Origin of the sequence: Halospeciosus flavus, assembly GCF_029814175.1 — an archaeon.
GTDB lineage: Archaea > Halobacteriota > Halobacteria > Halobacteriales > Halobacteriaceae > Halospeciosus > Halospeciosus flavus.
This window is the reverse complement of record NZ_CP122314.1, coordinates 16,706-39,592: the sequence shown is the minus strand read 5'-3', so window position 1 is coordinate 39,592 and position 22,887 is coordinate 16,706. Positions and strand designations below refer to the sequence as shown.

At 63.3% G+C, this 22,887-nt stretch carries 20 protein-coding genes, 1 tRNA gene and 4 pseudogenes; 8 read left to right on the top strand and 17 right to left on the bottom strand.

The window, feature by feature from the left end; translation table 11 throughout:
• Window positions 1-682 precede the first annotated feature (682 nt).
• From P0Y33_RS18665 to P0Y33_RS18655, 3 genes and pseudogenes are all read left to right on the top strand, one after another.
• Window positions 683-1,809 (top strand): annotated as a pseudogene (locus P0Y33_RS18665) (ISH3 family transposase).
• A 598-nt stretch (window positions 1,810-2,407) separates the two neighbouring features.
• Window positions 2,408-3,428: pseudogene (locus tag P0Y33_RS18660) on the top strand (IS630 family transposase).
• Window positions 3,429-3,441: 13 nt separating this feature from the next.
• The gene (locus P0Y33_RS18655; RefSeq protein ID WP_279530382.1) at window positions 3,442-3,840 is read left to right on the top strand and encodes a hypothetical protein; all 399 of its coding nucleotides are present in this window, start codon (window positions 3,442-3,444) and stop codon (window positions 3,838-3,840) included.
• 431 nt (window positions 3,841-4,271) lie between these two features.
• On the opposite strand, the gene P0Y33_RS18650 is transcribed toward P0Y33_RS18655, so the two are convergent.
• The 4 genes from P0Y33_RS18650 to P0Y33_RS18635 all read right to left on the bottom strand — a co-directional run bounded on the left by P0Y33_RS18650 (window position 4,272) and on the right by P0Y33_RS18635 (window position 7,790).
• Window positions 4,272-5,750, bottom strand: a complete 1,479-nt coding sequence (locus tag P0Y33_RS18650) for an IS66-like element ISNpe8 family transposase (RefSeq protein WP_279530381.1) — start codon at window positions 5,748-5,750, stop codon at window positions 4,272-4,274.
• A 122-nt stretch (window positions 5,751-5,872) separates the two neighbouring features.
• Window positions 5,873-6,886, bottom strand: a complete 1,014-nt coding sequence (locus P0Y33_RS18645; RefSeq protein WP_279530364.1) for a ribbon-helix-helix domain-containing protein — start codon at window positions 6,884-6,886, stop codon at window positions 5,873-5,875.
• A gap of 520 nt (window positions 6,887-7,406) precedes the next feature.
• Window positions 7,407-7,481 (bottom strand) — tRNA-Val (locus tag P0Y33_RS18640).
• 42 nt (window positions 7,482-7,523) lie between these two features.
• A complete protein-coding gene (locus tag P0Y33_RS18635) occupies window positions 7,524-7,790 on the bottom strand; it encodes a DUF7553 family protein (RefSeq protein ID WP_279530365.1) in 267 nt (88 codons plus the stop codon).
• A gap of 404 nt (window positions 7,791-8,194) precedes the next feature.
• On the opposite strand from P0Y33_RS18635, the pseudogene P0Y33_RS18630 reads away from it, so the two are divergent.
• Both P0Y33_RS18630 and P0Y33_RS18625 read left to right on the top strand, forming a co-directional pair.
• Window positions 8,195-8,671, top strand: a pseudogene (locus P0Y33_RS18630) (amidohydrolase family protein); the annotation flags it as partial.
• The gene (locus P0Y33_RS18625) at window positions 8,617-9,867 is read left to right on the top strand and encodes an adenine deaminase C-terminal domain-containing protein (protein WP_279530366.1); all 1,251 of its coding nucleotides are present in this window, start codon (window positions 8,617-8,619) and stop codon (window positions 9,865-9,867) included. The pseudogene P0Y33_RS18630 and the gene P0Y33_RS18625, both read left to right, overlap by 55 nt.
• Here P0Y33_RS18625 and P0Y33_RS18620 read toward each other — a convergent pair.
• Window positions 9,861-10,394 (bottom strand): cob(I)yrinic acid a,c-diamide adenosyltransferase, encoded by a 534-nt coding sequence (locus P0Y33_RS18620; protein ID WP_279530367.1) that lies wholly within the window; start codon window positions 10,392-10,394, stop codon window positions 9,861-9,863. The genes P0Y33_RS18625 and P0Y33_RS18620 overlap by 7 nt on opposite strands.
• 10 nt (window positions 10,395-10,404) lie before the next feature.
• Complete coding sequence (locus tag P0Y33_RS18615) at window positions 10,405-10,650, bottom strand: glutaredoxin family protein (protein WP_279528532.1); 246 nt, start codon at window positions 10,648-10,650, stop codon at window positions 10,405-10,407.
• A gap of 87 nt (window positions 10,651-10,737) precedes the next feature.
• Here P0Y33_RS18615 and P0Y33_RS18610 point away from each other — a divergent pair, with 87 nt between their 5' ends.
• Window positions 10,738-11,637 carry an aldo/keto reductase gene (locus P0Y33_RS18610; protein WP_279528531.1) on the top strand — a complete coding sequence of 300 codons (900 nt, stop codon included), beginning with the start codon at window positions 10,738-10,740 and terminating at the stop codon, window positions 11,635-11,637.
• A gap of 118 nt (window positions 11,638-11,755) precedes the next feature.
• Complete coding sequence (locus P0Y33_RS18605) at window positions 11,756-11,920, top strand: DUF7838 family putative zinc beta-ribbon protein (protein ID WP_279528530.1); 165 nt, start codon at window positions 11,756-11,758, stop codon at window positions 11,918-11,920.
• Window positions 11,921-12,232: 312 nt separating this feature from the next.
• Here P0Y33_RS18605 and P0Y33_RS18600 read toward each other — a convergent pair whose 3' ends face one another.
• From P0Y33_RS18600 to gcvPA, 4 genes and pseudogenes are all read right to left on the bottom strand, one after another.
• A complete protein-coding gene (locus P0Y33_RS18600; RefSeq protein ID WP_279528529.1) occupies window positions 12,233-12,970 on the bottom strand; it encodes a hypothetical protein in 738 nt (245 codons plus the stop codon).
• A gap of 67 nt (window positions 12,971-13,037) precedes the next feature.
• Complete coding sequence (locus P0Y33_RS18595; RefSeq protein WP_279528528.1) at window positions 13,038-13,463, bottom strand: CopG family ribbon-helix-helix protein; 426 nt, start codon at window positions 13,461-13,463, stop codon at window positions 13,038-13,040.
• Between the two features lie 76 nt (window positions 13,464-13,539).
• Window positions 13,540-14,982 (bottom strand): aminomethyl-transferring glycine dehydrogenase subunit GcvPB, encoded by a 1,443-nt coding sequence (gcvPB, locus tag P0Y33_RS18590; protein ID WP_279528527.1) that lies wholly within the window; start codon window positions 14,980-14,982, stop codon window positions 13,540-13,542.
• A pseudogene (gene gcvPA / locus P0Y33_RS18585) lies at window positions 14,982-16,314 on the bottom strand (aminomethyl-transferring glycine dehydrogenase subunit GcvPA). The gene gcvPB and the pseudogene gcvPA overlap by 1 nt, the downstream one beginning before the upstream one ends.
• A 278-nt stretch (window positions 16,315-16,592) precedes the next feature.
• Between gcvPA and P0Y33_RS18580 the strand changes: the two are divergent.
• Window positions 16,593-16,793 (top strand): DUF7835 family putative zinc beta-ribbon protein, encoded by a 201-nt coding sequence (locus P0Y33_RS18580; RefSeq protein ID WP_279530380.1) that lies wholly within the window; start codon window positions 16,593-16,595, stop codon window positions 16,791-16,793.
• 139 nt (window positions 16,794-16,932) lie between these two features.
• Here the strand turns inward: P0Y33_RS18580 and P0Y33_RS19200 are convergent, their stop codons facing one another.
• The 7 genes from P0Y33_RS19200 to P0Y33_RS18960 all read right to left on the bottom strand — a co-directional run bounded on the left by P0Y33_RS19200 (window position 16,933) and on the right by P0Y33_RS18960 (window position 22,881).
• Window positions 16,933-17,904, bottom strand: a complete 972-nt coding sequence (locus P0Y33_RS19200; RefSeq protein WP_382268808.1) for an outer membrane protein assembly factor BamB family protein — start codon at window positions 17,902-17,904, stop codon at window positions 16,933-16,935.
• The gene (locus P0Y33_RS18570; protein WP_279530378.1) at window positions 17,867-18,253 is read right to left on the bottom strand and encodes a hypothetical protein; all 387 of its coding nucleotides are present in this window, start codon (window positions 18,251-18,253) and stop codon (window positions 17,867-17,869) included. The genes P0Y33_RS19200 and P0Y33_RS18570 overlap by 38 nt, the downstream gene beginning before the upstream one ends.
• A gap of 65 nt (window positions 18,254-18,318) precedes the next feature.
• Window positions 18,319-18,693 carry a glycine cleavage system protein GcvH gene (gene gcvH / locus P0Y33_RS18565; protein ID WP_279528525.1) on the bottom strand — a complete coding sequence of 125 codons (375 nt, stop codon included), beginning with the start codon at window positions 18,691-18,693 and terminating at the stop codon, window positions 18,319-18,321.
• 3 nt (window positions 18,694-18,696) lie between these two features.
• On the bottom strand, window positions 18,697-19,803 hold the full coding sequence (gcvT, locus tag P0Y33_RS18560) for a glycine cleavage system aminomethyltransferase GcvT (protein WP_279528524.1): 1,107 nt from the start codon (window positions 19,801-19,803) through the stop codon (window positions 18,697-18,699).
• Window positions 19,804-19,868: 65 nt separating this feature from the next.
• Window positions 19,869-21,125, bottom strand: a complete 1,257-nt coding sequence (locus P0Y33_RS18555; RefSeq protein ID WP_279530377.1) for an outer membrane protein assembly factor BamB family protein — start codon at window positions 21,123-21,125, stop codon at window positions 19,869-19,871.
• Window positions 21,126-21,163: 38 nt separating this feature from the next.
• Entirely contained in the window at window positions 21,164-22,087 is a 924-nt protein-coding gene (locus P0Y33_RS18965; RefSeq protein WP_321170520.1) for a cation:proton antiporter domain-containing protein, read from the bottom strand.
• Entirely contained in the window at window positions 22,057-22,881 is an 825-nt protein-coding gene (locus P0Y33_RS18960; RefSeq protein ID WP_321170519.1) for a cation:proton antiporter domain-containing protein, read from the bottom strand. The genes P0Y33_RS18965 and P0Y33_RS18960 overlap by 31 nt, the downstream gene beginning before the upstream one ends.
• Window positions 22,882-22,887 lie beyond the last annotated feature (6 nt).

Below are 22,887 nucleotides of genomic sequence, written 5' to 3'. Positions count from 1 at the left end.
ATGACTCAGCAGCTATTCAACAGAGCAAAGGAGACACCACTTGTGTAACCTGAATATGAACTTATGAAATGGTCCATATAAAACGGCGTCAAAAAGTACAATACGGCAATAGAGAATAGGCTCGCAGCAATACTGTATACTAAGAGTTGTACTCGATTGAAGCCACCAACCTTCTTTGACGAAATAAGATATAAATCTAGCCCAACTAACCCGGGAACTAAAAGAAGTATAATATATACTAAATTTAAGGGGAGTGCGGTTGACCCCGACATATCAGTAACAACACTACTGACTGTTAAAAATCTCACGTAGCGACACTATCTATATTCCGAGCATTGAAGGACATTCCCACCGAAGTAATTCTGATGCTATTGTGGATGAGTAACACCTCGCTTGCTACTATAAAAGATAAGATCAATTTATTGCTCTCATGGTGGAAGGAGAAACGTCTGATTGAATTAGCTGAATACACAGCTCTCGGAACGGCTATGTATACTGTATGGGCTTTGGCCTCTATCTATCTACAGCCCATTTGGAACAGCCGTGAACTTCTAGTCCCACTCTCGGTACTTCCCAACCGACGTGAGCAGCGGAGCTGAAGCGTCGCTCTGATTGAGGAGGATGTCCGGTTCAGAAGTGTGCAGAACTACCCGAACCGGACGGTGTACTTTCGGCAGCAGATGTGAAAGAAGTAGCGGCTGACGTGATTGGACAGCTTCCGATGGAAGGAATCGAGGGCTCGCCCCTCGATTCCGGTGATATCTGGCCTGTCGTCACTATGGCCAGCGTCAACCAGTCGTCCGTCTGGGAGGTCACGTCCCAGACGGACGACACGCCCTGCGACGATACCGTCATGGAGTGGCTCCATACGCTCCAGCGTCACCAGCTCGAAATGGCCGCTAACCTCCTGTTTCGCCATCTCGCTCTGACGATTCTCGACCCTGACCGGTCGAGAATCGTCTCCATTGACTTCGTCGATAACCCCTATCACGGCTCTCCGGACGAGGACAGTGGTGAACTCTGCAAAACCACACCAACCGACGGAACCACGACCTGTCACCGCTACTGTACCGCGTACGTCGTCTCGAACGGGAAGCCAGTGACGCTGGCACTCACCTACGTCCGCAGCGACGAGAAGGAAGCCGACGCGGTCGAGCGCGTCCTCGACCGCGTCGGCACCTATCCCTTCGAAATCGATCTCTTGCTCGCTGATCGCGGCTTCTACAACGAACGGGTAATTCGTCGCGCACGCGACCAGCGACGACGGTGATCCCTGTCCAAAAGAAGGGTGAGCGGATGAAGGACAAGCTCGCCACGCACTGCTCGTACATGACGACCTATCGCATGTACAAAGGAAGCGAGCGGGAACTGCGCTTCCCGCTCGCGGTCTCTGTCTCCTACCAGAACGGTGACCGAGGTAAGCATGGCGAGGTCGTTCGTGGGTACGTGGCGTGCGATCTCGGAGATCGCACGCCTACACAAGTCGAACGACGCTATCGGAAACGGTCGGCAATAGAGACGAGTTACCGGCTGTTTCGCCAAGCACGAGCAACAACGACAACACAAGACCCGATCGTCCGGTTTGCGTTCGTGATCGTGAGCTTCCTGCTGGAGAACCTGTGGCTCGTGCTGCGATGGGCGGTCGTCGCCCGCCCACGGCGGGGCGGGCGCGACCTGCCCGAGCAGTTCACGTTCCAGACGTTCTGTGACTGGATTCGCCACGAGCTGGAAGCGGAGTTAGAGCGGCGGTGGGAGATCGAAATGAACGGTGTCGGCGTTCCCGACACGTACGGCCCGGCCGCGGGCTGACGGCCAGCCCGCGGCCTCGGGCCAGCGAGTCGTCAGCAGCAGCACTCGTCAAAAACCGCTTTGACAACCGTTCTTGTCACTGTCTCTGTTCAAATTCAGACCGATGCTTCGATTCACTCAGCTACTGCTCCGAGATTGAACGGCTCACACCAACTCAACTCGACTTCCGAATCCTCGATTGGGAAGTACCGACTCTCATCCTTGCTAATAGTAACTTGGCTACTCGGCGCTACTATCGCCTTAATTATAGATAGGTAAGAGTCAACAATTATAGCAACACTATCTGGGTGTTATTACAGGGTCTCAGACGAAGTCCAGCTAACTATAGTGATTTGCAATTTCACCGGACCGGCTAGCCGAATCTTATAGGTGTTGTTGATTTGGAGGATTGGACTGGAGACAAGGTCTCAGAATTTGCTTGAGTGGTTACGTCCTTCGAGGTAACGTCTACGTTTGTCCATCTTGGTTTTCTCGCTCCTCTTGTCATAGTGCTTCTCTAACTGGTATTGTCACATTCATCCGCTCGCTCACTACTTCAGTTGGAACTTCCTTATACTGTCAGCCAAAAATACTTCAAAGAAGAGTACGTTACTCCGATATGACCTCTCTCGACAACGTCTCTACCGAAGACCTCCGCCAGGTCTTGGCGGAGGTCGAGGGAAAAAAGCCGTCACAACGGCTCATGGCGGCGATCAATTACCTTGAAGAAGACGGTGCGACGCTACAAGAGGTCGCTGAACGCTATGGATACACTGCTGGCTGGCTCTCGCGGTGGCTTGATCGACTCGAACGGCTTGCCGACGAGCCGTTCGAGGAGGTCGTCTACGACGAACACCGTTCAGGAAGGCCCTCAAAACTCTCCGACAAAGAGCATGAACAGTTCGTTGAAGCGCTTCACAAGTCTCCAGAGGAAGTTGGACTTGACGCGCCTGCGTGGTCTGTTCCACTAGCTCGTCACTATCTCGCCGAGGAATTCGACGTTGAGTACTGTGAGCGTCACGTTCGACGATTGATGACCGAGGCCGGGCTGTCCTGGAAGACAGCCCGGCCGGAGTTTCACAAATCCGATGAGAGAGCACAGGAAGCATGGCAAGACGGGTTCAAAAAAAGCGCGACAACCTGGACGACGAATACACGATCTTAGCCATTGATCAGACGCGACAGGTTCTCTCGACACTGATTCACGCATGGTTTCCCAGGGTGAGCGCCCGTCACTCCCGGTGACGGGCGCGTGGGACAGCATCAAACTTCTCGGTGCAGTCAGCGATACTGATGAGACGTTCTTTCTCCCCTGCGAGGAAAACTTCAACAGCGACACGACGATTCGTCTTCTGGATGCACTCCAGACAGAGTTCGGCGAGAAAATCTGCGTTGTCCTCGATAACGCCTCGTATTTCACGGCGAACAGAGTCCAAGAGTTCGTTGAAGATACTCCGATCGAACTGTGTTACCTTCCGCGGGGTTCACCAGAGCTGAACCCCGCGGAAGAGTGCTGGCGACAACTCGATCAATCACTCGGCAACCGCCTATTCGAAACGCTTGACGAACTTCGTGATGCTGCTCTCTGTGCACTGGACGATATCAACGTACCAGATGTCTTTACGTACTTATGTCCGTGAGTATGAACACGGTGTGTCCGCGCCGGTGGTGCCGTCTCGACTAGCTGAGCCGTCAGCCCATCATGATACGTATGATGCCGAACTTGGTGGGGCAGCCAACTACGAAGCCAGTGAGGAGTATCTGGAAGACGTAATCAATCGGTTTGTGGAAGAAACGGACTGGGATGTCTGGAATACTGTGGATGTCGTCCAGTTGAATCAGCGTGGTCGGTTGCACCCTCGCTTGATTTTCGTTGAGTGTTTTCGGTACATGGACGATCCGCTGGATCGGTCGGAGTATGGCCAAGAGCATCTCAATTACGAGGTTCGTGCGCACCGGGTCGTTGACGGTGAGTATCAGGACACGTTTCTGAATGAATTGGCGGAAGAAACGGAAGAAGGCTTGTCCGAAGCAGACGAGCAATCCACGTGACGCTTTTCGAGCATTCTACAGGGCGAATCCCACTCGAACTGAGAGGATCCGTCGGTCTCCAACTGGGGACGCCGAAATATGCGTTCCCCGCCGCTCAGACGCGATAGAGGCAGTTGATGACGCCCTCCCGAACATCCGGATTACGATCGTAGAGGGTGGACACAAAATGAGTGGTACAGAGACGAAGGAGTTCATCGACAAGGTACTCGCGTTCATCCGTGAACCGAGCTAACGGATACGCGATCGTCTCCACCAACAGTTCCAGTGCTCTTCGGGTACTTTCTATATCGGGCAGTTGTTCCATTCGATCTGGAGTGATGGATGCACCCTCTGTATGTAGCAGGAGGTACGTACAGTATGTGTGGACATTAACCGGTTAATTCATCGGTGAGCTGCTGTGCTGGCTCAGTGAATCGATATTTCGTACGTGTTTACCCCGAGGTCTCAACAACCGGCACAGTCTGCTCTCGTGAGATCATTTCGTTGTCGTGGACAACCCGCGTAAGTTCCTCGTATGGGTTGCGTCCCTGCTGGCGCCACGTCGCCAGCAGGGACAAGATCGTCTCGTGAACGAACATGCCACGGTCGTTCCGGAGTGTTCCGATGATTTTCCGGAGAACAACAGGTTCACGAAGGGCGTTTTCTGCGGCATTGTTCGTCGGGGAGACCGCTGGCTCACCGACGAAGGTGAGCCAGTGGTCGAGTCCACCTTCGATCTTCCCGAGGAGTGTTGCCACTGGTTCGTCGGTCACTGACCGCTCAACGAGCGATCTGAGGCCGTCCTGACACGCTCGATGCATCTGTGCTCTCGCACGAGGATCTGGGTCGGTCTCCAGCCACGACTGGAGACCGACGAACATCTGCTTGAGATACCGGTACACCGGTTCTGCCTCCTCGTGGTCACTAGCAACGTCTTCAGCCTCCCGGAGAAGATGTGCCCAGCACCGCTGAAGCGTACTGCTGAACGCTGGATACGCCGTCCACCCATCACAGATGACCGTTCCCGCGAAGTCCTCGCCAAGGACTTCCGCGGGAACATCACTCCCACGACTCTCTCTGACCGCGTACAGCGTATGCTCGTCCGTCCGAAACGTCCAGATCCACGCTTGGTCACCGTCACGCTTGATGCCGGTTTCGTCAACGTGGACGATTTCAGCCTCCTGAATCTCTCGACGGATCTGCTCGTACTCACAGCGACCGGCGCGCGCAGCGCGCTCGGTCGCGTGCCACGCGGATGCACCTGAGAGTTCGAGTCCGTGAAGTTGCTCGAAGCGGTCCGTGATTTTCCGGTAGGGAAGGCGGTGATCGTACCGTGACAGGGCAGATTGCGCGATGACGTTCACCCCGAACTGCCCCTCATCGGGGCAGTCGGGGTGAGTCGCAACCGTCTCAGTTCCACAGGAGTCGCATTGGTAGCGGTGTCGGTTGTACTGGGTGACTTCTGGTGGCTGTGGATCCGGGACTTCCTCGACGAGTCGGGGGCTGACGCCCACCGACTCGTCGAAGTGGTCGCCACACTCGGGACAACAGTCAGAGGTGACCTCGATTTCTTCATCAGGATCGGGCGGAGAGCGCCACTCCGGGTTGTGACCGTCCTTTCGACCGGGAGTACCACCATCAGTTCGGACATCGTCGTCTTCGTCGTCCTGCGAGGTCGGGGACTCGTCGGTCCCCGACCGTCGCTTACTGGGTGGAGTGTGTGGATTCTCGTACTTCCGGAGACGTGTTTCGAGTTCTTCGATCCGCTCTTGCTGCTCTTCGATCCGCTCTTGCTGCTCTTCGATCCGTTCGTTCTGTTCCTCGATCCGCTTGTCCTTCTGGGCAATCTTCTCTTCCAGCTTGTCGATTCGCTCCTCCATCTGGAGAAACCGCGAGAGGAGTTCGTCCTTGGAGAGATCGTCCCAGCTCATCGATTCCACCTCGAAACGACGACAGCAGGGCCGACGGGATGGTCTCCGGGCAGCGGAGACCATCCCTGAGAATGTAGACTGACTCCCTGCTGACAGACCATGTATCTGTCACAGGCCACCACCTACGAGACAGTGACGAAATCAGACGGGGCTAAACACGTACGATATTTCCATTGAGCGGGAAGTGAGCTTCGACTGCCAGTACTGGATCTATGCGGACTGTACTCCAGCACCAGCATATTGTTCTCAATCAGTTGCTTACGCATATCTTCGAATTGGTCAATCATCAGATCGTAGTCGCTAAGGAACTCTTGGATTTCCTCCGTTTCGCCGTGTTTGGGGATACGCTTGGTCATCCCGTCCATCCAACTGAGGAATACATCGAAAGCCTCAGATTGTTTGAGTTTCGCTACGGTTTCGGTGTCAGGGTGTGAAACCGGGACCTTGAATTGCGTCGGATGTCGTTCAAGTTCGTCAAGGATATCGAGTGCATACCCCGGGATGCGGTAGGTGCTATAGCTGTAGGCGTTCGACCTGTAATAGTCTGCAAACGCAAGCCCGGTACCGAGAAGCCGGTCAGTATTCACATCGGAATTAGAGCGAATGGACCAAGTACGAGTTAACCCCCGTTGTTTGAGGGACGTGCCGTCATCGTTCCTCCGATTGCGTACGAAGTGGGGCAAAAGACTCACTCCCTCTTTGGTTACCTCGGGGGCCTCCGCGATTCTGTCGCGGACATAGGTACGGATGGCATCACCGGCGAGTGTTTCCACCTCCTCAATGATGAGGTCGCTGTACCGCTCGCCGTCCGGAGTTTTCTTATACATCTTAGGGAGATGGAGTTCGTCGATATCATTCTCTACATCATCGACCAACTTGTCGTGGTCCTCATCGAACAGTCGTTCCATCGTCTCATAGATGTGGTTCTTGCTGATTCGTTCGGCAAACATGTAGAGCGTGAAAAGCCGGGGGAGGTCTCCGTCGTATTCCCGGACTAGTTTTTGAATCTGCCGTCGGTCCGACTCGGATACCCGTTCCCTGATTGATTGCCTGATGAACTCTGACCAGTTGACTTGCTCTTGTTCATCCATTTTCTCTTTCAGTTCGTCCTCAACGCGGACAGTTACTCGAGGCATGTGTTAACTACACACTGATGTCATATTTGTGTGAACAAAAATCTGGGTGGAGTCTAGATCGCGCGTTTAGACACACACAGGTGTAGTTACCAGCCACTTCAGGCCGAATACCTCTGCAAGACACGCACGCTGTATTCAGCACGTCACTCTTGGCAAGTGCTGAGCTTTCAGTAGAGCCGCTAATCTTGATTAGCTATAGAACTTCCCGGCACATGTACATATAGCTATTAGCTATAGGGATATCCAATACCCATCCCATATCGGATATCCATAAACCAGTCCACTCACTTGCGCGCGGTCTGGCGTTCCCTTGGCTAGCCGACGCGCTCTCCTTCAAATTTACCAGCTATCATAGCCCCAGATGTAGCTGACATTTATATAGTCAGAACCGTTCCTTCACGATAACCCCGTGATGGCGCGTACCCGCATCAGCTCCCTAATGACTTCAGAGATGCAGGATGCGGGTTCCTTTTAAGGAACCCGCCGCCTGCTGCGACTTCAGTCGCAGCAGGTCAGAAAGTGGGCCGGGGCGGATTCGAACCGCCGACCTGCTCCGTGTGAAGGAGCCGTCATAACCGGACTAGACCACCGGCCCGAGGCTACACTCACGTAGTCGAAGGGAGAACTTAAGGCTGTCTTATTGCCCTTCTTCCTTCGCGCGATAGTCGCCGAGCCGCTCGCGTGCCTTCTGTAGCGCCTCCTTCGTCTCGCCCTCGACTTTCTCTTCGAGTTCCTCGATCTCCTCCTGGAGTTTCTCGAGTCGGCTCGGCTCCGGTTCTTCCTCCTTGCCGGTCACCTCACGAACGCGCTCTTCGAGCTTCTCTGCTTCCTTCTCGGCACCCTTCCGGACGGACTCGACGGCGCGCTTCAGGTGGTGACGGGCGTCTTCGAAGTGCGGATCCATACGTCGAAGTAGGCTGGCAGTAGCGAAAACCCTTGTGGGGCGACCAGTGTTTAGGTTAGCCTAAACCGGAAGGCTTTTGGAGTTGTTAGGCACACCTAAAACCACGCCGACGTTGGCATCAGTCGGCGCCCGAGCGGCCGGCTGTCGTCCCACCACTGCTCCGCCGCTCCACTCGGACGGGTCTCGTGCCCGTCACCGTCTGTCCCACCTGGCGTCCACCCGGACGCTCCGACGGTTGGCCACCGACGGCCCACAAACTGTTTTGACCTGCCGCTTCACTCCCCACCCATGAGTACGCCCTCTCGCTGGCGGGTGGTTCCGTGACCGACCGCCGAGCCGTCGCGCTCGGGAAAGAGCCGGCCGACCTCGTCGTCCGCGGCGGGCGGGTCTTCCGCCCGGAGACGATGGCGTTCGACGACGTCGCCGTCGCCGTGGTCGACGACCGCGTCGCCGCGCTCCCCGAGGACCCCGACCCGATGATTGGCCCCGAGACCGACGTCGTCGAGGCGACCGGTCGCGCCGTCGTCCCCGGTTTTATCGACGCGCACACCCACCTCGACCTCCACCAGACCTTCGAGTCGGCCTACCACTACGCCATCCGCGGCGGGACCACCACCGTCGTCACGGAGGCGGCGAGTTTCGGTTCGGCGTTCGGCGCCGACGGCGTCCGCCACCTCCTCGACGCCACCGACGACCTCCCCGTAACCGTCCGCGCGACGGTCCCGCCCGGTCCGCTCGTCGACACCTTCACCGACGCCACCGCCTCGGTCGACGACCTCGCAGCGCTCCTCGACGACGACCGCGTCGTCGGCGTCGGCGAGATCGGGTGGATCCACGCCGTCGGCGAAGGAGGGGACACGATAGCCGACGTCGAAGAGTTACACGCGCGCGCTCGCGAGCGAGACCTCCCCATCGCGGGCCACGGCGCTGGCTGTCGCGAGGCCTCCTCCAGGCGTTCGCCTCGGTCGTCGACAACGACCACGAGGCTATCTCCGCCGAGGGGATCCGCGAACGCGTCGAGAACGGTGTCCACGCCATCGGCCGCTACGGCTCCGTCCGCGACGACGTCGAGGCCCTCGCCGAGGCGGCCACGGACGGACTCTCTCCCGCGGAACTCTCGCTGTCGACCGACGGGATGTGGCCCCGAAAACTCGTCGACGAAGGGCACGTGGACGTCGTCGTCGAACGCGTGGTCGAGGAAGGGGTCTCGCTCCCCGAGGCGCTCCGGATGGCGACGCTCACACCCGCACGCCACTACGGCCTCGACGACCGCGGGTCGCTCGCGCCGGGCAACGTCGCCGACATCGTCGTCCTCGAAGACCTCCGGACCGACGACGGCGACTTCGAGACGGTCGACGTCTCGACGGTCGTCACCGACGGCGAAGTCGTCCTCGACACCCACGACCTCACGGTGAGTCCGCGCGTCCACGAGTACCCGGACGAGGTCTACGGGACCGTCAGCCCTCTCGCGGCGGGCACGCTCTCCGTCCCCGCCGACGCCGCCGACGAGGATGGGTCGGTCCGCGCACTCGACCACCAGCAGGGACTCATCACGACCGAGACGCGCGTCGCGCCCCCGGCCGAGGACGGCGAACTCCACGCCGACCCCGACGCCGACCTCGCGAAGGTCGCGCTCGTCGACCGCCACCCGGACGCCGACCGTGGCTCGTTCGTCGGCTTCCTCACCGGTCTCGGACTCGACGAGGGCGCCGTCGCCACCACGACGACGTGGGAGGCCGCCGGAACGCTCGTCGCGGGGACGAACGACGCCGACATGCAGACGGCCGTCGCACACCTCGCGGAACTCGGCGGTGGGTGGGCGGTCGTCGCGGACGGCGACGTCGTCGCTGACGCACCCGCCCCCGTCGGTGGCTTCTGCTCGGCGCTCGACGTCCAGGACACCGCGAAGGCCATGGACGCCGTCGACGAGGCACTCTCGCGACTCGGGGCGGACCCCGAGCGACCGATGCTCGCGCTCCAGACCCTCACGTTCACGGGTGTCCCCGGTCTCAAACTCACGTTCGGCGGCTACGCCGACGTGACGGAGCGAGCGGTCGTCGGACTCGCGTCTCAGTAGGTCGGGTTCTCCTCGGGGACGCCCTCGCGCTCGTTGACGAGACGGGCGAGTTGGAACAGCGCGTCGGAGAGTCGGTTGAGATAGGTGACTGCCGTGTCGTTGATGTCTTCCTCGCCCTGGAGGGCGACCGCCCGACGCTCGGCGCGTCGACACACCGCGCGGGCGTGGTGGAGTTTCGCACCGGGTTCGCTCCCCCCGGGGAGGACGAACGACTGGAGCGGTTCGAGTTCCTCGGCGACGGTGTCGATGATCCCCTCGATCTCGTCGACGTGGGCCTCGCGAATCACGGGGTCGTCCTCGTCGGGGTCGGGGTTGGCGAAGTCCGCCTGGACGATGTGGAGGTGGTTCTGGACGCGTTCGAGGTAGTCGTCCAGGTCGTCGTACCCAGTGGGTCGGACGACGCCGACGAGTGTGTTAACCTCGTCGACGGTGCCGTAGGCCTCGATGCGCGGATTCGCCTTCGAGACGCGAGACATGTCCCGGAGGTCGGTCTCGCCCGTGTCGCCGCGGCCGGTGTATATCTTCATCGCTCGACCCTCACGCCAGCGTCTTCTCGACGTACTCCAGGATGTTGTCGCTCTCGGGCATGACGACGCCGCGTTCCTCGTCGACGATGACGGGGACGCCGCGCTGTCCGCTGACACGTTTCACCTCGTCGCGCTTCGAGTGGAGTCCCTCGGTCCAGCGCGTGTCGTAGTCGATTCCCTCCGCTTCGAGGGCGTCGTGGACTTTCTCACAGTACGGACAGCCGTCGAGTGCGTAGAGAACGATGTCGTCTGCCATACGTGTGGCTTGGGCGGAGACCCACTAAGTCGTTTGCCTGGCGAACGGCCCACACATTCACGTCGTGCGCCCGTCCCACGTGCACGTATGGAGACACGCACACTCGGCCAGACCGGCCACGAGAGTAGCATCCTCACGTTCGGCGCCTACCTCCTCGACTACCTCGAACAGTCGGACGCGAACCAGACCGTCGAACTCGCCCTCGACCACGGCGTCAACCACTTCGACGTCGCGCCGGACTACGGCGACGCCGAACTCAAACTCGGCCCGAAACTCCGCGAACACCGCGAGGAGATATTTCTCGGCTGTAAGACCGTCGAGCGCACCTACGAGGGCGCCAAACACAAACTCGAACGTTCGTTGGACCGCCTCGGCGTCGACACCATCGACCTCTACCAGTTCCACGGCCTGGAGAGCGAGGCCGAACTCGACACCATCACCGGCGAGACCGACGACCCCGGCGCGCTGAAGGCCTTCCGCGAGGCCCAAGAGGAGGGGAAGATCGACCACATCGGCCTCACCTGCCACGCCCACCCGCACCTCGTTCTCGACACCATCGACCGCATCCCCGACCTCGAGAGCGTGATGTTCCCGCTCAACTTCACCGTCCTCGGGAAGGCCGAGGAGGACGCCCGCTACGACTACGGGAAGGTACTCGAACGCGCCGCCGAAGAAGACCTCGGCACCATCGGTCTCAAGGCGTTCGCGAAAGGGTCCTGGCCCGCGGACCTCCCCTACGACCAGCGCCACTACGGGACGTGGTACGAGCCTTACGACACCCAGGAGGCGATGAACGACTGTGCGAACTACGCGCTCTCCCAGGAGGTGACGACCATCACGAACCCCGGCGACCCGAAACTGTTCAAGATGGCACTCGACGCCGCCGAGAACTACACCGAACTTGACGCCGAGGAACAGGCCGACCTCGAAGCGCGGGGCCGCGAGAACGACAGCCCGGTCCCCGCACAGCTCGGGATGACCGACTGATTCCGTATCGCAGCGACCAGTTTATCGATGTCCGCGCGACGAACGTTTCCGACGCCCTGGTTCCGAATCGGTCGTCCGGACCGGTACGTTCAACAGCGTGCCCGTTCGACACACGACTATGCGCGAACTCGACCACGGCTGTCCGAACTGCGAGGAGGAGCAGACCTTCTACCGCGCGGCGGCCACGCACCTCCACCTCGGTCTGAAGACGAAGTGGTACTGCCCGGAGTGCGGTTACGGCTTCGTCCGAATCGACGGCGACATCGACAGCAGCGCGGCCTGAAGACGGACTTTCCTCCACGGCACTCGAACTTCGTCGGTCCGACTCCCGACCCGCCCGGAGTCGAAGGGACCCCCGTTTCTCACCCCGCGCGCACGACGCCCACCACAGCGACGGTGCTAGTCGTCGATTGATGGGGACGACCTCCACGAGCGCCTCAGGAACGACCGTCTCACCCGCGGCCGCTCGCGGCGGAGACCGTCCGTGACGGCGATCCGTCGACAGTTGTAAACACTATCTCGCGATAGAGAATCCCGAAAGTGCGGACACCTGCCGGTACGGAACGTCGAGCGAAAGACAGAGCGCGACCGTGTGCTACCCGAAGTGGTAGTCGACGTGCTCGACGATGGCCGTGCGAGCGTCCTCGGCGAACTCCTCGGTACCGCGGACGAGGTCCTCGGGGTCGACCGGGCAGGACGGCGGGACGGCGACGGGGTTGCGCGCCCACGTCGCGAGCTGTTCGTCGTACCAGTAGGTCATCGGCGTCACCTCCGCCCGGTGGCGTTCGGTGTCGTAGTAGCGCTCGACGCCGAGGTCGTGTTCGGACCCCTCCACGCCGGCCATCAGTGCGTGCCCCGCCTCGTGGACGGCGGTCACGCCGACGGCGTCCGAACCGTCGTACGGGACGGGGGCGAGCGCGACGAACGCCGAGACGTAGGTGTTCGCGACGGCGAGCCCGTGGCTGTAGCCGTGCTCACCCTCGATACCGACGACGCGGTCCGAGTAGCCCGCCCCGAGCGGCCGTTGGAAGTTCTTCGCACCGGGGACGTCGGTGAGGTACTCGAGGGGACTCGCGTCGACGAGGTGGACGAACACCGTGTCGTCACACGCGCCGGGTTCGAAGCGCTCGCGGAGCCACTGGTCGACGGTGTCGGCGAGTCGTTGTCGGTCGAGGACGTTGAGCGACGGTCCCTCGTAGCGCAGCGACTCGCCCACCCCGAGGTAGCCGTCGGGGAGGGAGGACGTCGCAGTTTCGAGCGCGCGTTTCGCCTGTCGTCTGTCGGCCTCCGAGACGCCGTCGTCGTGGAGGAGCCGAACGGTCACCTTCGCCATGTGCGGGCACCTACCGGAAGTACGCCCTCTCGGCCCTTAATATTGGTCGCCGAGTATGTGGAATTATCTACGCGTCGAGCGTCGGTCCGAACTCGTCGACGGGGATGACCGAGTAGTCGACGGTGAGCGTGTCGCGCGTCGCGCGGACGCGACCGACGAACTCCGAGATCTCCGTGAGCGACCCTTCGAGAATGAACAACTCCATGCAGTAGTGGTCGCCGACGTGGTTGTGGACGTTCGAAGTGACGAGGCCTTCGTACTCGTGGCGCAGGCCCATCATTCGCTCCTCGACGGCGGTGCTCTCGTAGTCGAAGAGGATGGTCAGGACCCCGATGAGCGGGCGGTCCTCCAGTTTCTGGTCTTCGAACTCGCCGAGGAGGTTGCGCGCGGCCTCCCGGACGACCTCGCTGCGGCCGGTGTAGCCGTGGCCCTCCGCGAACTCGTCGATGCGCTGGAGGAGTTCGTCGGGCATCGAGACGCTGACGACGGTCATGTTGTTAACTCAGCCGCTATCGAGTAATAAGGATTGCCTAAAGTGCGGGGGTGGCGGCGGTGGCTGCCGCGAGGGGCTACTCGTCGGTGTCGTCCACGTCGTCGAGGGCGTGCCACGAGAGACGCGGGTTCCGGGCGGCGCTCGTCTGGTCGATGTGGCGGGCGGTCGTCCGCGTGGGCGCCTCCGCCAGTTCCTCGTCGGAGTAGTCGGCGACCGCGCGGAAGGCGTCGGCGAGGTCGTCGAGGCTCCGCTTGCTCTCGATCTCCGTGGGTTCGGTCATCAGTGCCTCGGAGACGATTTCGGGCCACTTGGTCGTCGGCGGGTGGACGCCGTAGTCGAGCATCGCCTTCGCGACCTCGGCGGCGTCCTGGTCGCCGGCGCTGGCGACGAACTCGTGGTGGAACGGGCCGAACGGCACCTCGTAGGGCACCCGCTCGGCGAGGTAGTTCGCGTTGAGGACCGCTTTCGCGGCGGCGTCCGCGAGTCCCTCGTCGCCGAGGCGGGCGATGTAGGCGTAGGCCTTCACGAGGACCAGCCAGTTGCCGACGAAGCCGTGGAGTTTCCCGACCGTGTTCTCGGGTTCGAAGAACTCGTAGCCCGACTCCGTCTCCCTGACCTGCGGGGTCGGGAGGAACTCCGCGAGGCGCTCGGCGACGCCGACGGGTCCGGCACCGGGACCGCCGCCACCGTGGGGCGTCGCGAACGTCTTGTGGACGTTGAAGTGCATGATGTCGAAGCCCATGTCGCCCGGCCGAGCGCGCCCGAGGAGGGCGTTGAGGTTCGCGCCGTCGTAGTAGAGCAGGCCTCCAGCGTCGTGGACCGTCTCGGCGATGGTCTCGATGTCGCGCTCGAAGAGGCCGAGCGTGTTGGGGTTCGTGAGCATCAGCGCCGCGGTCTGGTCGCCGACCGCGGCCTCGAGCGCGTCGAGGTCGACGCGGCCGTCGTCGTCACTCGGGAGTTCGACGACGTCGTAGCCGCCCATCGCGGCCGTGGCGAAGTTGGTCCCGTGGGCGGAGTCGGGGACGACGACCTCGGTGCGCTGGTCGCCCTCACCGTTGGCCTCGTGGTAGGCGCTCGCGAGGCGGATGCCCGCGAACTCGCCGGCGGCGCCCGCGGGTGGCTGGAGCGTGACGGCGTCCATCCCGCCGATCTTCTTCAACTGCTCCTGGAGACCGTACAGCAACCCGAGGGTGCCCTGCACGCTCTCTTCGGTGCGGTCCGGGTGGACCTGCGCGCCGGGGAGGGCGGCGACGTCCTCGGTGAACTTCGGGTTGTACTTCATCGTACACGACCCGAGCGGGTAGGGACCGGTATCGACGCCGTAGGTCTCCTGGGAGAGACGGACGTAGTGGCGCGCGAGTTCGGGTTCGGAGAGTGACGGGAGCGAGAGTTCGTCGCGCGTCAGGTCGTCGGGGAGTGGGGAGTCGTCGTCGACCTCGACGGTCGTCTCGTCCTTCTCCGCGAGCAGCGGTTCGTACTCGTCGTCCTGGTGGTAGCGGGCCTGGTCGTAGTGTCGCATCAGGCCACCTCCTCGAAGGCCGCGACCAGTCGGTCGGCGGCGTGTTCGTTCGCGTCGGTGATACAGACCTGTACCTCGTGGTCGTCGACGGCGTGGACCGCGAATCCCTCCGCTTGGAGGTCGTCGACGATAGCCTTCGCGGGCTGGTCGGTGTGGGCGACGAACTCGCGGAAGTGGTGGCGGTCGTGGACCGGCGCTCTGACCCCTTGATGGTGTCGAGGTCGGCCGCGAGGTCGCGGGGCAGTTCGACACAGCGCTCGGCGAGGTCGACGAGGCCGTCGGCGCCGAGCCACGCGGCGTGGATGGCCGTCCGGAGGGCGACCCACGCCTGGTTCGTACAGATGTTGGACGTCGCGCGCTCGCGGCGGATGTGCTGTTCGCGCGTCTGGAGGGTGAGCGTGTACGCGCGGCGGTCGGCGGCGTCCTCGCTCGCGCCGACGAGTCGGCCGGGGACCTGTCGGAGGTACTCCTCGCGGCAGGCGAAGAGTCCGAGTCCCATCCCGTAACTCGCGGGCAGTCCGAGGACCGAGGCGTCGCCGACGACGACGTCCGCGCCGACGTCCGCCGGTCGCTGGAGCAGGGAGAGTGCGACAGGGTCGGAGCCGAGACAGAACAGCGCGTCGTTCGCGTCGGCAATTTCCCCACCTCGGCGAGGTGCTCCTCGATAGTGCCGCGCGTGGTCGGGTTCTCGACGTACACCAGCGCCGTGTCCCCGTCGACGGTCTCGCGGAGGGCCGCGACGTCGACGTTGCCGTCGTCGGTGGCGTACTCGACGACGTCGAGGTCGGAGCCATCGACGTAGTTCTCGAGGACGCTCTTGCGCTCGGCGCGGAGCGCCTCGGGGACGAGGACGCGGTCACCGGAGGTACTCCGGACGCGTTCGGCGAGGAGCGCGGCCTCGCCGAGTGCCGTGGCGGCGTCGTACATCGAGCAGTTGGCCACGTCGAGGCCCGTGAGTTCGACGAGCATCGACTGGTACTCGAAGAGCACCTGGAGGAACCCCTGGGTGACTTCGGGTTGGTACTGCGTGTAGGAGGTGATGAACTCCGAGCGCTGGGAGATATTGTCCACGAGCGAGGGGACGTAGTGCTCGTAGTGGCCGCGGCCGAGGAACTCGGTCAGGTCGTCGTTGGCACCGAGGAGGCGCTCGACGTCGCGACGAGTCTCCTGTTCCGTGCGCGCGGGGATGCCGTAGTCGCCGTCGAACCGGACCGACTCGGGGATGTCGAACAACTCCTCGACCGAGTCGGCGCCGACGGCGTCGAGCATCGCCTGCGTCTCGTTGGGGTCGTGTGGCGCGTAGGGACTCCCGTCCCGGCGTCCGCCGCTCATGCGGTATCACCTGAGAGAGACGTCCGTGCGGGTCGCATGTGCACCTCTTGTGAATGCGAGAATATGATACTCCCGGTTCCGGAACGGGCAGTCGATACACACGTCCGTGTATTGGTCGGCGGCGTATCGGGGGGTGAACCCGCAGGGGCGTACAGTCCGGCCGCGCTCGCGTCGCCGGCCGCGGCCGGACCCACCGGCGCACCCAACACGGCGGAGCCTGGTTGCTTAGGTCCACCACTAATGTGGGATGGCTGTCTACACAGTAGTAGGCGGTTCCGATGGCGAGTAAAACCCCCCACTCCGACGGAATGACCGAGCCGTGCGAGAACTGCGGTCAGGAGACGGCTCACTCCGTCTCTATCGAACTTCGGACCGAGAGTTCGAAGTCCGAGAACGCCGAGTTCTCGCGCGAACCGTACCGCGTCGCCGAGTGTCGCGCCTGCGGCACGGAGTCGGCGACCCGGATGAACAACGCGTGAGACGACTGCCGTCAGTCATCTTTTAGCGACCGTCGCCGACTCCAGTTCCACACCCACCCGAGCAGCGGTGCCGTCGAGGAGACCGGACAGTCGGCCGCTGCCGCAGGTGTGAGTGTGGCGAGACTTCGCCCGTCGAGTACTACAGGATACCGCGAAGCACAGCGTCAGCCGAAGACTTGCAGTCCGCGGTCCGTGGAGATGGCGACGTATCCGTCGCCGACCACGGGCGCGGACACCCACTCGTCGGCCGTCGGGACCGTCGCGGTACGCTCGCCGGTGGCGAGGTCGTATCGCTCCAGCGTTCCCGGCGCATCGACGGACGTGTGTGACGGAGTGCGGCAGACGAAAGCCGCGTCGCCGGCCGACGTCGGGAGCGTGAACTCCGTCCGTTCGTCCGTCGTGACCTGCCACCGGACTCGCCCCGTGGCCGCGTCCCGAGCGACGAGGGCGTCGGGTTCCCTGTCGAGGTCGGTCCCTTCACGGACGAGGACGGTCGAGTTCGTGACTGCGCCGACGAACGCGTCGGCGTCCAACTCCGTCGCCACTCGACAGCGCCGGTTCGGCGGTCGAGAGCGACGACGGTCCCCCGATTCTCGCCGGTGTTCGCACCGAGGAAGACGCGGTCGGTACGGACGGTCGGGAACGGTTCGGGCGCGCCGGGGAGTACCGTCCGCCACTCGGGTCGACCACTCGCGGCGTCGAGTGCCAACACAGCGTGTTCGTCGCCGACAGAGATGGGGTAGAACACCAGTCGCGGGCTGACACCCGGCGCACGGACCCGGACGGGAGAACCGGTGTCGAGGTCGGTCCGCCAGCAGACGTGGTCGAGCGACGGGCCGAATGCCGTCGCAGCGGCCGTCTCCGTGTCGTCGGCGTACTCACTCTCGACGTACTGGAGACGCCCCGCTGCGAGCGTCGGCGGCGTCTCGACGGTGCCCGACCGGCGAGCGCGCGTCTCGCCCGTCGCAGTATCGAGGAGACCACCGCCGGACGGTCGTCGCCCTTCGGGTACGTTCGGAGAAAGAGGCGACCGTCGGCGACGACCGGCGGGTGGAGGTCGGTGTCGGCGGGGTTCAACGGGAGTTCTCGCCGCCAGCGGCGGTGTCCCCATCCACGTCGAACGCGGTGACGACGACCGGTCCGATTTCCTCCTCGCCGGCGCGCTCGTACGTGAAGAAGACTGTTCCATCGGCGACGGTCGGCCGTGGCGGAATCCCGAGAGTCTGATCGAGTCGTTCGTCCTCGTCCGTCCAGCGCGACTCGATCCGGTCGGGCGGGGCGGCACGGGCGGGAACGTGCCCGGTGTTCGCGGGGTCGGCCCGCGGGAACGGCCACGATGCGGGGTCGAGCAGTGCCGGGTCGGGCGTACACTCCGACCCGAAGACACCGCTACACCCGGCGAGCACGGCGCCGAGGGCGACACCCCCGTGGCCGAGGAGGGTGCGGCGCGTCGGAACCATCGAAGAGAGGTCGAGTCGCTGTCAGGATAGGTCTTGTGGGGCAGCGGGCCGGATTCGGGAGTGTTCTACTGGATCTGGTCGCGGTACTCCTCGGGCGTGAGGAGGTCGTCGAGGTCGTCCTCGTCGAAGTCGACTTCGAGCATCCAGCCACCCTCGAAGGGTTCCTCGTTGACGAGTTCGGGCTGGTCGTGGAGCGTGTCGTTGACCGCCGTGACCTCGCCGCTGACGGGCGCGTAGAGGTCCGAGACCGCCTTGATGGACTCGACGACGCCGAACGTCTCGCCCTGTTCGATCTCGTCGCCCTCGTCGGGCGTCTCGACGAAGACGACGTCGCCGAGTTCGTCCTGCGCGAAGTCGGTGATGCCGATCTTGCCGTCTTCGGGGCGAATCCACTCGTGCGATTCGAGGTAGTACAGGTCGTCGGGCACTTCGAAGCTCATGGGTTATCTCTCTAGGAACGGGGGTGTAACGATTTCGGACTTCTTCGCGTCGCCGCGGACGACGACGTTCACGATATCGCCGGACTCGAACTCGGTGTCGACGTAGCCGAGGCCGATGGGTTCGTTCAACGTGGGACTCATCGTCCCGCTGGTCACCTCGCCGACGACCTGCCCCTCGGGGGCGGTGACGTCGTAGCCGTGGCGGGGGATGCCGCGGTCGACGAGGCGGATGCCGACGAAGCGCTCGGTGACGCCCTCTTCCTTCTGCTGTTCGAGGGCGTCGCGGCCGACGAACTCGGTGTCGAGTTTCACGGTGAACCCGACGTTGGCCTCGAAGGGCGTCCGGGGGTTCTCCTCGGGGTCGAAGTCCTGTCCGGAGAGGAGGAAACCCATCTCGATGCGGAGCGTGTCGCGCGCGCCGAGTCCGCAGGGTTCGACGTCGCGTTCGTCGACGAACGCCCGCCAGACCTGCTCGGACTCGTCGGCCGGGAAGACGAGTTCGAAGCCGTCCTCGCCGGTGTAGCCGGTGCGCGCGACCCAGCAGTCGACGCCCGCCACCTCGGCTTCGGTCGCCGTGAACTTCGAGAGGTCGAGCAGGTCGGCGTCGTCGGCGGCCGCGTCGACGACCTTGCCGGGCGCCTCGGGACCCTGGACGGCGACCATGCCGTACTCCGTGGTGACGTTGCGGACCTCGGCGTCGAGTTCCCACTCGTCGCGGTGGGACACCCAGCGCTCGGTCATCTGCTCGTCGTGGCCGGCGTTGGGGACGAAGAGGAAGTCGGCGTCGTGGTCCGCGGGCATCCGGTAGACCACGGTGTCGTCGAGTACGACTCCCTCCTCGTCGGTAATCGTCGAGTACTGGGCGTCGCCGACGTCGAGGAGCGTCACGTCGTTGGTCGTGAGTCGTTGCATCAGCGCCTCGGCGTCGGGACCCGACACCTCGATCTCTCCCATGTGGGAGACGTCGAAGATACCGGCGTCCTCCCGGACGCTCTCGTGCTCGGAGCGGATCGACTCGAACTCGACGGGCATCTCCCACCCACCGAACTCCGTGAACCGCGCCCCGTGCTCGGCGTGTACGTCGCGTAGCGGTGGCGTCCGCAAGGCCATACCTCGTGGGTCGACCCCCGACAAGTAATGCTTTCGTGTTCGTGGGTGCGCCTCGGGTCGGGACGTCAGCCGAGTCGGTGGACGCCGGCCTCGGTCTCGACGTACACGGCGCCGTCGACCACGGCGGCGAATTTCGCGCGGTTCCCGACGGTGTGACGCCAGCGGACTCCCCCGTCCGCACGGTCGAGGCAGACGACGGTATCGCCCATCGAGTAGAGGACAGCCTCATCCGTCGCCGCGAGGTCGGAGACCCGCTTCTCGGTTTCGTGGACCCACGAGTCGTCGCCCGCGACGGTGAACACCCGACTCCGGTCCGTCAACTCCTGTCCGCCGACGACGACTGGTCGGTCCGCGAGCGCCATCGCGTGCAGTTCGCCGAACGCCGTGAGGTCGACGACAGATTCCGCCGTCCCGTGTTCGCCGTCGACTCTGTAGTACCGACTCAGGGCTGGAACGTCCGAGATGGTCTCCCCCTCGTTTCGCGAGTCGTAGGCGGTCTGGAGGAGGTGGATCACCCCGTCGCGAACCGCGAACCCCGGCACGCGGCCGGACAGCCCGAACTGCCAGGCGAGGTCACCGGACTCGACGTCGTAGGCGAGGACGTTCGACCGGCGCGCGTAGAACCTGTCGGTCGGGAAGTTCGTCGCGTCGAACCGTCGCGTCGCCACGAGGTACGCCTTCCGCTGTCCGACGGCGGTACGGAGACGCACGTCGGTGTCGAGTGAGAGCCCCTCCGACGTCCCCCACTGTTCGGTCCCGTCGGGCGTCGCCCGCCAGATTCCGGGTGGTGCCGTCGAGAACACGCCGTCGGCGGTGGCGACTGGCGGCCCCGTGGTCCCGGCCCACTGGTGGCGCTCCGGAGGGATGTTGGACAGCGACACCGACCAGCGTTTCTCCCCGCTCCCGCGCTCGATGCCGACGAGTTTCGGCCCACCGGCGCCGACGACCACGAGGTCGTTGAGGAGGAGCGGACGTGACGGCTCATCGAGGTCGTGGTAGCTCCACTGCTTACCCTCCTCGTGGGAAACGGCAGTGACCGCCCGCTCGTCGGCGTGAACGAGCACCCCGTCGTCGACGACCGGCTTCGAGACGCCCTCGTCGAACCAAGTCTCGGAGACGTCGGCGGGGAGCGTCGCCTCGGGCGCGGCGAACGTCCGTCCGGCGTCGCCGCCGACCATCGGCCACGCGTTCGGCCCGGACGGTACCGACGCCTTCGGTGGTGCAGACCAGGGCCACTGGACGGAGCTACAGCCGGCGAGCCCGGTGGCGACGCCCGTACCGAGACCGGCCAGCAGGCGACGACGTGTGGGTGTGGGCGACACGCCAGAAGTGACAGATGGGCGAGTGAAGGGTGTTGTGGCTACTCGCCGCTCTCCTCGCGTTCCTCCTCGGGGTACTCGACGCTCTCCAGGCCGAAGTCGGCGGCCTCGTCGCGCCAGAACTCGTGGTACCCCTCCTCGTCGGCCTCGACGGTCGTCTCGCCCGAGCGGACCCGGTCGAGTTTGATGTTCACTTCTTCGAGGAGGCGCTCGCCGGCGGCGTCGCTAACGATACCCTCGTGGATGGCGTCCATGATGGCGCTCTTCTCCTGTTTGAGCAGCCGGCGCTCGCCGGCAAGCTTCTGTTCCTGGCGAATCTCGGGGTGCTCGCGGAGGAGTTCGTTGATGGCTTCACCGAGGTCGTCACGTTCGGATTCGTACTCGGTCGTGAAGTCCTCGTACACCCCACCCGGAATGTCGCCGCGCTGTTTGAGGTCCTCGGCGGCGTCGAGCGCACCGTCGACCGCGCGCCGGCGTGCGAGCAGGAGTTCGTACAGTTCCTGGGCCTCCGAGGTCGTGACGACGCCGAGTCGGTCGAGCAGGCGCTTCATCGAGAGTCCCTGGACGAGGAGGCTGAACGCGGCGACGGCGAAGACGAGCGCCCGGAGTCGCTGTCGGAGGACGGCGTCGAGTTCGGGAGGCAGTCCGAGGACGAGTGCGATAGGGATGGAGGCGTGGAGTCCCGACCACACCATGACGTGCTGGTAGTCGAGCGAGATGTCGCTGGACGAGATCCGGTTGACGACGGCGATGACGGGGTACAGACCGGTCGCACGCGAGAGGAGGACGAGCGGGATGGCGACGGCGATGAGGTCGGCGTAGCGCAGGAGGTCGCCGATGGGGGTCGTGATGCCGATCATCAGGAAGATGAAGGTGTTCGCGAGGAAGGCGCCCGTCTCCAGCGTGTTGAACACCGATATCTTCGTCTGCGGGCTCATCGCCTCATCGGCGCCGTGCGCGCCGATGAACAGGCCGGCGACGACGGTCGCGATGACGCCGCTGACGTGGAGGTAGTGCTCGGCAGCAGGAACGCGCCGTAGGCGAGGAGCAACGAGAGGACCGTCTCGGTCATGTGTTCGTCGAGGTTGTACATGACTCGGTAGACCGTGTACCCCGCGAGGAGACCGACGACGAGTCCGCCGAGGCTGACGACGAGTATCTCGGTCGCCACCGCGACGGCACGGTCGAGGGTGAAGACGGCGTCACGGGCGAGTTCCCCCGTCTCGACGCGTACCGCGAGGTCGACGACGGTCATGAAGAGGACGACGCCGACGCCGTCGTTGACGAGGCTCTCGCCCTCGACGAGGACCGAGAGTTGGTCGGGCGCGCCGAGTTCCTTGAACAGCGCGAGGACCGAGACGGGGTCGGTCGGGAGGATCATCACCGCGAACAGCAGGGCGACGAGTAGCGGGACGCCGAGCGCCTGCGAGCCGAGGAGCGTGAGGACGCCGACCGAGACGAGGAGACCGACGACGGCCAGCGAGACGATGGGGACGAGATTGCGGCGGAACTGTTCGAGTTCGGTGTTCGCGGCCCCCTCGAAGAGGATGGGCGGGAGGAGAACGAAGAGGATGAGGTCGTGCGAAATCGGGAGACCGGGATGGATACCGACGATAGAGGCCGTCAATCCGGCGACGAGCAGGGCGATGGTGTAGGGAAAGCTACCGACTTTCGCGACGAAGATACCGACTCCAGCGGCGAGGATGAACACCGCGAGCAAGTCGAGCAACTGGGCAGGGATACCGGCGGCAGCACTCATCGACAA